This window comes from Desulfovibrio sp., assembly GCF_019424165.1.
GTDB lineage: Bacteria > Desulfobacterota > Desulfovibrionia > Desulfovibrionales > Desulfovibrionaceae > Desulfovibrio.
Genome location: NZ_JAHZAA010000041.1, coordinates 14,055 through 23,088, shown reverse-complemented (window position 1 = coordinate 23,088; position 9,034 = coordinate 14,055). Strand labels below are relative to the sequence as shown.

10 protein-coding genes, 1 other RNA gene and 1 pseudogene are annotated in these 9,034 nt (G+C 52.2%); 4 read left to right on the top strand and 8 right to left on the bottom strand.

The features are described from left to right. The 4 genes and pseudogenes from QZ377_RS11240 to ssrA form a co-directional block, all read left to right on the top strand. Nucleotides 1–457, top strand: a pseudogene (locus QZ377_RS11240) (phosphohydrolase); the annotation flags it as partial. Then, nucleotides 454–1,023 carry a hypothetical protein gene (locus QZ377_RS11235; RefSeq protein WP_291441231.1) on the top strand — a complete coding sequence of 190 codons (570 nt, stop codon included), beginning with the start codon at nt 454–456 and terminating at the stop codon, nt 1,021–1,023. The pseudogene QZ377_RS11240 and the gene QZ377_RS11235, both read left to right, overlap by 4 nt. Nucleotides 1,024–1,198: 175 nt before the next feature. Continuing rightward, nucleotides 1,199–1,738 carry a hypothetical protein gene (locus tag QZ377_RS11230; RefSeq protein WP_291441230.1) on the top strand — a complete coding sequence of 180 codons (540 nt, stop codon included), beginning with the start codon at nt 1,199–1,201 and terminating at the stop codon, nt 1,736–1,738. A 48-nt stretch (nt 1,739–1,786) separates the two neighbouring features. Then, nucleotides 1,787–2,164: a transfer-messenger RNA gene (gene ssrA / locus QZ377_RS11225) on the top strand. A 166-nt stretch (nt 2,165–2,330) separates the two neighbouring features. Here the strand turns inward: ssrA and QZ377_RS11220 are convergent. From QZ377_RS11220 to rdgC, 8 genes are all read right to left on the bottom strand, one after another. Then, nucleotides 2,331–2,537, bottom strand: a complete 207-nt coding sequence (locus QZ377_RS11220) for a hypothetical protein (protein WP_291441229.1) — start codon at nt 2,535–2,537, stop codon at nt 2,331–2,333. Nucleotides 2,538–2,572: 35 nt separating this feature from the next. After that, the gene (locus QZ377_RS11215) at nt 2,573–2,845 is read right to left on the bottom strand and encodes an MliC family protein (protein ID WP_291441228.1); all 273 of its coding nucleotides are present in this window, start codon (nt 2,843–2,845) and stop codon (nt 2,573–2,575) included. Between the two features lie 97 nt (nt 2,846–2,942). Then, nucleotides 2,943–3,101, bottom strand: coding sequence for a hypothetical protein (locus tag QZ377_RS11210; RefSeq protein WP_291441227.1), 159 nt, complete (start codon nt 3,099–3,101; stop codon nt 2,943–2,945). Nucleotides 3,102–3,876: 775 nt separating this feature from the next. Further along, a complete protein-coding gene (locus tag QZ377_RS11205) occupies nt 3,877–5,472 on the bottom strand; it encodes an AAA family ATPase (protein ID WP_291441226.1) in 1,596 nt (531 codons plus the stop codon). Between the two features lie 69 nt (nt 5,473–5,541). Beyond that, complete coding sequence (locus QZ377_RS11200; protein ID WP_291441225.1) at nt 5,542–6,378, bottom strand: ABC transporter permease; 837 nt, start codon at nt 6,376–6,378, stop codon at nt 5,542–5,544. After that, on the bottom strand, nt 6,378–7,412 hold the full coding sequence (locus QZ377_RS11195; RefSeq protein WP_291441224.1) for an ABC transporter permease: 1,035 nt from the start codon (nt 7,410–7,412) through the stop codon (nt 6,378–6,380). Before QZ377_RS11195 ends, QZ377_RS11200 begins: the two co-directional genes overlap by 1 nt. 10 nt (nt 7,413–7,422) lie before the next feature. Beyond that, the gene (locus QZ377_RS11190; RefSeq protein WP_291441223.1) at nt 7,423–7,950 is read right to left on the bottom strand and encodes a hypothetical protein; all 528 of its coding nucleotides are present in this window, start codon (nt 7,948–7,950) and stop codon (nt 7,423–7,425) included. A 17-nt stretch (nt 7,951–7,967) separates the two neighbouring features. Next, nucleotides 7,968–8,591, bottom strand: a complete 624-nt coding sequence (gene rdgC, locus QZ377_RS11185) for a recombination-associated protein RdgC (protein WP_291441222.1) — start codon at nt 8,589–8,591, stop codon at nt 7,968–7,970. Between the last annotated feature and the right edge of the window lie 443 nt (nt 8,592–9,034).

The window sequence follows — 9,034 nt, the reverse complement described above, 5'->3', positions numbered from 1 at the left end:
AGAGCCTGCCACACGTAAGGCAATATTAGCCGTGGTCGGGCTGCATAATCGCTTTGCGCTGCCATTTGGCCTGCCACAGGCCACGGCGGAGGCTGCTCATGTGGTGCGCGATTCGGACAAGTTGGATATTTTGCGTGTTATGGACGAGCATCTGTCCGGCCCCGGCCCGTATAATCCCACCGTTGTATTGAGCCTTCCTGACACTCCGGGCCTGTATAGCGAGGCTGTACTCAAAGCTGCCCGTGAAAATCGCGTGGCAGCTTACGCTGATTTACGCAGCGTCAATGATTTTCGCCTGCTACTGGGCACATGGTTTTTTGACATGCATTTTGCGTCCAGCCGCCGTCAGTTTGTGGAAGATGGTCACGCACGCAATCTTGTTCAGGGCCTGCCCACTGATGCGGCCTATGGCACAGCGCGCCAGGCAATGCTTGAAAGAATCGGCGGCAGGTCATGATGTCTTGTCAGCCCGAGCAAAGCGCACCTCCTTCATCTATCCTGCAAAAATATAGAACTTCCGGCTCCACGCGGGCAAAAGAGGCGCATGCGGAACAGCCCTTTGACGCGTCTGCCTTTGCCCCTCAACTGCTGGCCGTCTATCAGCCTTGCTTGTCGAACAAATTACTTGCACGCACGGTGTCATGGCCTGCGGACGCCATCAATGCGCCGCTAAATGTCGCTCCGGGGGCACTTTGGCATATGGCGGATGCTCCGGTATCCCTTGTGCGCATGGCATATGAACTTTTTTACCTGCCGTCGTCCGTCGCTGAAAACCTGCTGCGCCTTGCTTTATCTGCGGCTGATGAGGTGTTGGTTGTTGACTTCAAGTGCGCCGAGCGCAATCTGGAGTTGCCTGCGGTGGCATTAGTGAATTTTCTGCCGGGCCTGCGGCGCGCCGGCCGGGCAGCTTTTATGAAAACAGGGGGGCTGGAAGGGCTTGTTTTTCGCATGGGATTGAAAATAGTCGGCAGGCGCACCCTTCTGGCAGGGGCATCTGTTATGTTGCGTTTGCGGGCAAACTGACGATTGTCTTTTGCCCCGAGGGGAGGCGAGGCAAATCTTCGCGTGTCGTCATGGGCATCTCTTAATTTTTTTTAGACTTTGGCGAGAAGTCGCTTTTTCTGGCATCCATCTTGCTTAATACCCGGCATTGCAGCTACACACGGAAAAAAAGACCACAAGCCTACCGGGGGAGCCTGTGACACCAGAAAGCACAAACCAGATAAGCAGCATGCTCCACATGCAGTCCGGCAGAGCTGCCACAGGCAACGATCAATACTTCGGGACTTCTTTACGTGAGCCGCTGGCACACCTTGATGAGGCGACCCTGCGTATTTTGCATAGCCTGGAGTGCTCGGGGAGCGGACTTGTTGAAGCCCTGGAACTCAGGCTTGAAGCCATGCAGGAGACCTTCATGGTGCAGCTTCAGTCTTGCCTGGGCGAGCAGTTCCCTGAATTTGACGAGCGTATATTGCTGTACCTGTCGCCGATGGGTGATCTTGTTATGGAAAGCAAAGAGCAGGGTGCTGAAAAACTGTGCCGCATTATTTCAGAACATCCTTCTTTACAGAAATATTTTCATACAATGGCCAAGATTGCTCTTCTTGTTCACGGTTTATCAGTAGCATCCCATGCGCAATGCGCATTAAAAGCAGATACTGAAAACGAGGATGCCGCCATATTCAGCCGTTACAGGATGTGCCTGAAAGGATCTCTTTCACATTTCTATGTTCGTTGAGCTTGCCAATCGGCAGTAACCGTCTTATATTATTTTCCCAACTACAATGGGGGCGCACTGGTTTCGACGGGGACGTGGAAGCCGTAGCGGCAGGTCGAGGCGCCGCTGGCCTCGTAAAAAGCGGCACAAAAGTAATTGCCAACAACGATTACGACTACGCTTACGCTGCCTAATAACAGCGAGGCAATGACCGTTTAACGGTCGCGCCGATCAGGGCCATGCCTGATAACCCTGATTGGCGACACTTATCAGGCTGGCGAAAACCGGCTCTCGCCGGGGTTTTTCGCGAGGAGTTTACCGGCGGGATTGCTACGTTGTGCCTGGTCAGGGGCCAACAGCGTGGTGAAATACATACTTGACCTAAACCTGTAGATGCTTCGTGTGGAATGTTCTCGGACGGGGGTTCGATTCCCCCCGCCTCCACCATCTAACTTTTCTTTAACAAGAAAGGCCAAGTCCATTTTCTGGATTTGGCCTTTTTTGTTTTTGCTACCGCCTCTTCAATAATGATTATGTGTCGAAAGCAAGATGCGCTCATTCGAACCAGGTAAAAGCTTCCAGGGTTCATATCGCACAGGCGCGCCCCAATTTTTTACATCAAACGGATATTCGCCAAGTCCAGCTTTACCCGCCGCTTTTGGGCATCAACAGGGCGCGAGACGGCAACGATATCGCAGACCACAATGTCCGTAGTCAGGCCGCGCGGAATAATGCCGATATTTCCACGCTGCTTTTCCACAACATGAACGCACTCACCGAATTCAATTGCGGCACACAGGGTGTTTTTTAGTTGTTCCATCACAGCCTCCCTGTGACACGGCTTCAAGCTACAGCTTATTTGGCCGTGCACTCGTAGATCGGTTCCATTGTCCTATTCTCAGAAGGCTTGCTTACAGTGAGCTCGTTTCCTTTGAACCAGGCTTCAAGGGCAAACTCATCTGAGTACCTGCTGCCAGACGCCGAGGGCATAAGGGGAAGAGAGTATTCCGCACCATCAGGCATGACGATTTTGGCGAACATCAGCATGCGATCGCTTGTGGAAAAAAACTGAACAGAGATATTTTTGCCGCCTGCGCAGGAGTATGCCTCAGAGTGGTTCTTTTCCACATAAATTCCGCCGCAGTATTTCTGAAAGGCGAAATGCAGCCCAACGGCAATGATTACAACGAAAATTAGCGTAAAAACAGATCGCAAAACAAAGCCCTCACGAATCTTTTTTTGTAATCAGCACAAGCACCATAGTAACCAGCGCTGTTGCGAATAGTTTTTTCAAAATCAACATGTTTACCTTTGCCTGCCAGCCAATCGTTACCCAGCCAGAACAGCCCAGAATGATATTTCTGTTTTCATCAATGCCTGTCATACCGCTTTACAGCTTTTTGTCCGTTGTGGGGATTGTGGGCGAATTCTTTGCGTTCAAAGGCCGATCTGCGTCCATTTTTCAATTTTCAAGATCAGGCACATTACGTCAGGATACGGAACGCAAACAGGGCTATTCCATAAGCTTCACGTCGTTCCCCACAAATGACAGCATTGCTTGGTCGCAGTTGTTTCATGCTGTGACCATCCATATTGAGCATGTAATTTGACACACAAAAGACATTTTGTCTTCTTGAAGATGCGTTAAACAATCATGACCAATCAGATCAAGATTGCATACCATTCTAGGAAAAAAATATTTTTCGTTTTTTATTGAATATTTTTTTTGATATGCACAGATCTAAAAGTCTGTGCAAGGCGTTTTTTCAGAATCAGGCTGCCGGTCTTTTTTATCCATCATCTAGCCCATTGGCTGATCTTCATTTTTAGCAACCATCCGGCAATTATTATTTATAATGTACTGGTTGATTTTTCATAAAAGCATATGCCTATGAAAAAACTGGCAGCTTTACAACAGGCCGAGCTGAGCAAAGGTGGATGAGTCGTGCAAAAAAGAAGAAAGCGCCTTGATGGCAGGCATGCAAAGTGTCGGGCAAATATGCGCTGAAAAGATGGGAAATGATGTTTTGCTCGTCGTGGTAACTGGCTGCCTCTTACGAGTTCTCTCAGGTATTGTTCATGCGTCGCGGCATAATTCCACGAAAGTGGAAGATCTGCCTATTTTTCAAGAACCTCGACTGATGGGGAAGGCTGTTTGGTCAAATTTCCAGGCTGTGCGCCACGGCTTCTCCCTGTGCGCCGCCACCGGCCATGCGTGCCAGTTCTGCATGTCGAGCCTGTTTGTCCAGCGGCCTGCAAAAGGTGAAGGTAGCATTATCCCGCACGGTCTTGCTGATCTGAAAGTGTTTGCGCGCCCGGGCCGCCAGTTGGGGCCAGTGCGTGATCAGCAGCATTTGTCTGCTTGCAGCAAGCGCATACAGCTTTTCAGCCAGCTTGTTGAGAGTAAGGCCTCCCACCCCGGCATCCACTTCGTCAAAGATAAAGATAGCATTTTCACCATCCTGTCGTACGCTGGCCAGCGCCAGCAAAAAGCGGGAAAGCTCGCCTCCGGAAGCAATCTTGTCCAGAGGTTGGGGAGGTTGCCCAGGGTTTGGCGCCCACAGGATGCGTCCGCGCTCATCCATAACGCCGGGCCAGATTTCCTGCTTTTCAAAATGGGGAATCACTTGCACCTGTTCAGAAAAGCCAAGTTGCCGCAATTCTTCTTCCAGGGCTGAAGCCAAGGCCAAAGCCGCTTTGCGGCGAATGGGAATGATCTTCTCCACCAAAGTGGAGAGGTCCAGAATCAGAGCTTCTTCTTCCCGCCCAAGGCGGGCCAGGTCCAACGCACAAACATCAAGAAATGAAAGGTTTTCTGTTATTTCATCCCGCAAAGAAAGAATTTCCGGCAACGTCCGGTGCAGTTTGCGCTTAAGCTGAGCCAAAGCGAAAAGCCTTTCTTCGACCTGGTCCATATCGTGCATATCTTCCATTTGCGGTGGGCGGCGCAAGCGCCCACCCAGATGGGACAATTGTTGGCGCAAAGCAGTGACCGCATCGGCATCAGGTTTGAGCGATTCGTCCTCTTTGGCCATGCGCGTCAGCACTTTTTCAAAGTTACCCAACAGGTCCAGCAACCCCTCGCTGTCATCGCCATGCAAAAGAGACAGGGCCTGCTCATAGTTTTCGCGCACGCTTTCAAGTGAGCGCGCCTGGGCGCGCACTTCCTCCAACCGCTCCTCTTCACCATCTTCCGGCGCGACCTTGTCAATTTCCTGCTGTTGCATTTCGAGCAGTTCGCGCTTTTCGGCAAGCCCGGCCTGACGCTCAAGCAACGCTTTACGCTGTGCTGCCGTTTCTGTCAGGCGGGAGAGCAGGGCGTCACGCTTGAGCAGAAGCTCAGGCTGTTCAAGGCCGCTTTCAAGCAGACGCGCCTGAACTGCTGGCTGCAAAAGTTTTTGCTGCGCGTGCTGGCTTGTGTGAGCCACAAGGCGCGGGCGCAAATCGCGCAAGCTGTCCTGGGAGCGGAGTTCATCGTTGATGTAAAGGCGGCTGCGGCCGGTTTCAGCCAGCAATTCACGCCGCAGCACAATATCTTCGTCCTCCAGGGTAAAAAGGGCCTCTACCTGGGCACGCTCCGCCCCCGCACGAACCATGTCTGCAGACAGTTTGTCGCCCAGCAGAAAGCCCAGAGCCTTAAGAATAAAGCTTTTGCCGGCCCCTGTTTCGCCGGTGAGAGCGTTCATGCCCGGCTCGAACTCCAGCTCCATATCTTCAATGAGAGCAAGGTTGCGAATGCGAAGGTATTCCAACATGTTGTTTGCGTCCGCACAGAGCGTTTTTTAAGTTTTACTTTAAGTATTGCAAGAAGGTCCCGGCATGCTTCAGCGTCGTAGCCTGGGATCGAAAATATCTCTCAAACTTTCACCAAGCAGGTTATAGCCGAGTACCGTCACAAGAATGGCCAACCCAGGATAAACCGACAGCCAGGGGGCGCTCTCAATGACGGCTTTGCCTTCCATAAGCATGTTACCCCAGCTTGCCGTGGGAGGCTGCACACCAAGACCGAGAAAACTCAGGCTTGATTCCACAAGGATGGCTCCGGCTACGCCAAGAGTAGCGGTTATAAGCACCGGAGCCAAGGCATTGGGCAAAATGTGGTAAAAAAGTATTTTTCTTGTGGAACTGCCTGCCAGGCGGGCCGCATCCACAAATTCGCGCTCGCGCAAACTCAGGGTCTCAGCGCGAACGAGACGCGTAACGCCCATCCATGAGGTAAGCCCGATGACAATCATTATATTGGTAAGATCAGGCTCCAGAAATGCAATGACCGCTAATATAAGAAAAAATGAAGGGAAACAAAGCATTATATCAACAGCGCGCATGATCGCTTCATCAACCCATCGCCGAAAATAGCCACTTATCAGGCCAAGCGTGGTGCCGATACTGATGGAAATCCCCACAGCCACAAAGCCGACCCACAAAGATACCCGCCCTCCGTAAAGCAGGCGTGAAAAAACATCGCGGCCGAGCCTGTCTGTTCCAAGCCAGAACCGGGAAGAGGGCGGTTCAAGAATGTTGTTCAGATGCAGCGCATCCGGGTTATGTGGCGCAATGGCCGGCGCCAGCAGGGCCGCCAGGGACATGCCAAGAACAATAAAAAGCCCGATCAGCAGCATGGCGTGGCGGCCAAGCGCATTTTTGACAACGCGGGGGAGCATCAGACGTCATCCTTTGCGCTGCGTATACGCGGATCAGCCAAGCCATAGCAGATGTCGGCCAATAGATTGCCAAAGAGGGTAAGCACGGCCCCCAAAACAAGGTTGCCCATAATCATCGTATAATCCCGGGCCATAACGGCGGCATAAAAAAGCTGGCCGAGGCCGGGCAGGGCAAAAATGGACTCAATAATGACACTGCCGCCGATGAGCCCAGGCACTGAAAGGCCCAGCAGGGTAATGACGGGCAGCAAGGCATTGCGCAGTGCGTGACGCCAGATAATGGCTTTTTCGCCAAGACCTTTGGCCCGTGCCGTAAGGATATAATCCTGTTGAAGCACCTCCAGCATGCACGCCCGCATATAGCGCGACATGCCCGCAAGGCCGCCCACGGTATAGACAAGTATGGGCAGGGCCAGATGTTTTGCCAGATCACATAGCTTTCCCCACAGGCTCAACTGCTCATAATGCATGGATGTAAGGCCGGAAATAGGCAACCATTGCAACTCAATGCCAAACAGCATCATGAGCAGCAAGGCAAGCCAGAACGAAGGCATGGCAAAACCCAGAAAGACCAGCACCGTCACGGAGCGGTCCAGCAGGGAATTGCGGCGGCAGGCCGAAACTATTCCCACCGGTATGGCAATGAGCAGGGTCAGCACCATGGCGGTGACATTCATGCCCACTGTGAGGGGCAGGCGCTCCATAATCTTGGTCAGCACGGGACGGGCATCAGCAGACATGGAGTTGCCGAAGTCAAAATGCAGCAGGCGCAGCAGCCAGTCTGCATATTGGACGTGAAGCGGACGGTCAAGCCCGTACAGCGCTTCAAGCCTTTGCCGTGCAGCCTCGCCGGCGAGGGGGTTGAGCGTTGTCTCCATATCAGTAGGAGACCCAGGAGCCAGATGAATGACCCAGAAGCTGATAAGCGTAATCCCCCACAGGACCAGCAGCATCCACAACGTCTTGCGTGCAACGTTGGCGACGATAGCGGTCAGCCGACCGTGACGGCGGACATGTGAGGGCAGGGGTGGCATGGACGGTTCCCTACTCGGTACGGGTCATCCACTGGCGCATGTCATCCACTTCTTTCTGCCACTGTGGAGAAAGGCGCAGAGCAAGAAAGCGCGCGTACAGCGCGTCCAGCAGACTGGTGCATATTTCCATCAGGTAAAATTTTTCAAGCAGCAGGGCGTCCGGATCGTCGTCACTGTCACCCTTGTCCAGCTTCGGCGTCTTCAGGCTGTTAAGACAAAAATCTTCTGCCTTGAGCGTTACCTGAAAGGCCAGCTCTTCTTTTTCAAGCCGGATGAGCGCACGACTGACTTTTTTGCCGGTTCCGAGTCCAAAGCGCGCCTCCCGCAGAGGAGAGAGCGAACCGGAAACAGAGGCTGTTTCCCGGGCGTCTCCTTCGCCTCCTTGTACCACTATCCGCTGTTCCATAGAGACAGAGAAAGGGGCGCCTTCTTTGTCGGTGAATGCACCGGGGGCAGTATCGCTCTGGTACCAAAGCCAGGTAAGAAATTCCTGACCAAGAATAATATCAGTAGATTCTCCAAGATAGGGCATATTCATGTGTGCTCGCTCCGCGGCTAGGACTGAGGGGCAAACTGCGTGGCCTCAAGCTGATCCAGGCGGATGAGGCTTTCTTCATCCAGCATGGAAGCCGCCAGGGTGTAAGGCGTCAGTTGCTCAAGGTGCAGCTCAAAGGTTTTAAGAAACTCTTCCATGAAAAGATCAATCATCTTGTTCTGGGTAGAGGCAAACCATATTTCGTTTTTGTCCGTAGCCCACAACACATTGAATTCGCTTGGAATTGGCAGAAAGCGTGTACGCAGGCGCAGCATAACCTGTTCTTTCAGTTCCTTTTTGCGCTCACGGGAGATAAAGGTCTTGCCTTGCTCGTGCATGCGTTTTTTTTCATCGCGCAGGGCCACAGCCAGGTGTTTTTTTACCACTCCGGCGGGGATGCGCCGCATATCAAGCCGCAGCGAAAAAACAAGATACGCGCCTTTTTGTGGCGGTGCGGTTATCCATTCAGAATCCAGCATATCTTCAAAACAGACCCATCCCTGAGCCTGCATTTCCGGGATATCGTCAATGTCCCGAAAGGCGAATTGCTTGAGCTTGTCGGGTATTTGCGGCCAGAGTTCAGCCGGAACCGGATCAAGGATGCGAAAGCGTGTAAAACTGCACGCACTGTTGGCAAAGCCCATGAAAACTCCTCGGTTGGAAACGTGCGCCATTGGGATGGCGTTGGTTTGTGTTGTACGTCAGAGCCGCCTTGTGAGCAAGTCCACCGAGGTGAAGGCAACGCGAATGAAAGGCATGAATTTTCAATAAACAGGCTATAAAAAATTGAATGCTGCCATCATTGAGCCGAATAATTTTGCAGGCAAAGCCACCAGAGGGGCAAGGGCCGCGCGGCTTACTTTTTAAAGGATTGGGGAGAATGGGTAGCCTTTTTGGCACAGTGCGCAATGTCCCATAATGATAATTATGTAAACTTTTGTCAAAAAAGAGCAAATTATTGCAGCCTTCTTGACCTTGCGCTTCTCTTCCCGCACCATGCTTTTCAGCATACTTAAGGAGAATAAGGTGACGTCGCACAGTCGTTCACATCGGCCGCCCAAAGGCCACAATTCAGGCAAAGAATTTT

Excerpts from the sequence above, each read along its gene's own strand:
- QZ377_RS11235 (WP_291441231.1), top strand. The coding sequence starts at position 454 with ATGATGTCTTGTCAGCCCGAGCAAAGCGCACCTCCTTCATCTATCCTG.
- QZ377_RS11220 (WP_291441229.1), bottom strand. The coding sequence starts at position 2,537 with ATGGAACAACTAAAAAACACCCTGTGTGCCGCAATTGAATTCGGTGAG.
- QZ377_RS11210 (WP_291441227.1), bottom strand. The coding sequence starts at position 3,101 with ATGACAGGCATTGATGAAAACAGAAATATCATTCTGGGCTGTTCTGGC.
- QZ377_RS11205 (WP_291441226.1), bottom strand. The coding sequence starts at position 5,472 with ATGTTGGAATACCTTCGCATTCGCAACCTTGCTCTCATTGAAGATATG.
- QZ377_RS11200 (WP_291441225.1), bottom strand. The coding sequence starts at position 6,378 with ATGCTCCCCCGCGTTGTCAAAAATGCGCTTGGCCGCCACGCCATGCTG.
- QZ377_RS11195 (WP_291441224.1), bottom strand. The coding sequence starts at position 7,412 with ATGCCACCCCTGCCCTCACATGTCCGCCGTCACGGTCGGCTGACCGCT.
- QZ377_RS11190 (WP_291441223.1), bottom strand. The coding sequence starts at position 7,950 with ATGAATATGCCCTATCTTGGAGAATCTACTGATATTATTCTTGGTCAG.
- rdgC (WP_291441222.1), bottom strand. The coding sequence starts at position 8,591 with ATGGGCTTTGCCAACAGTGCGTGCAGTTTTACACGCTTTCGCATCCTT.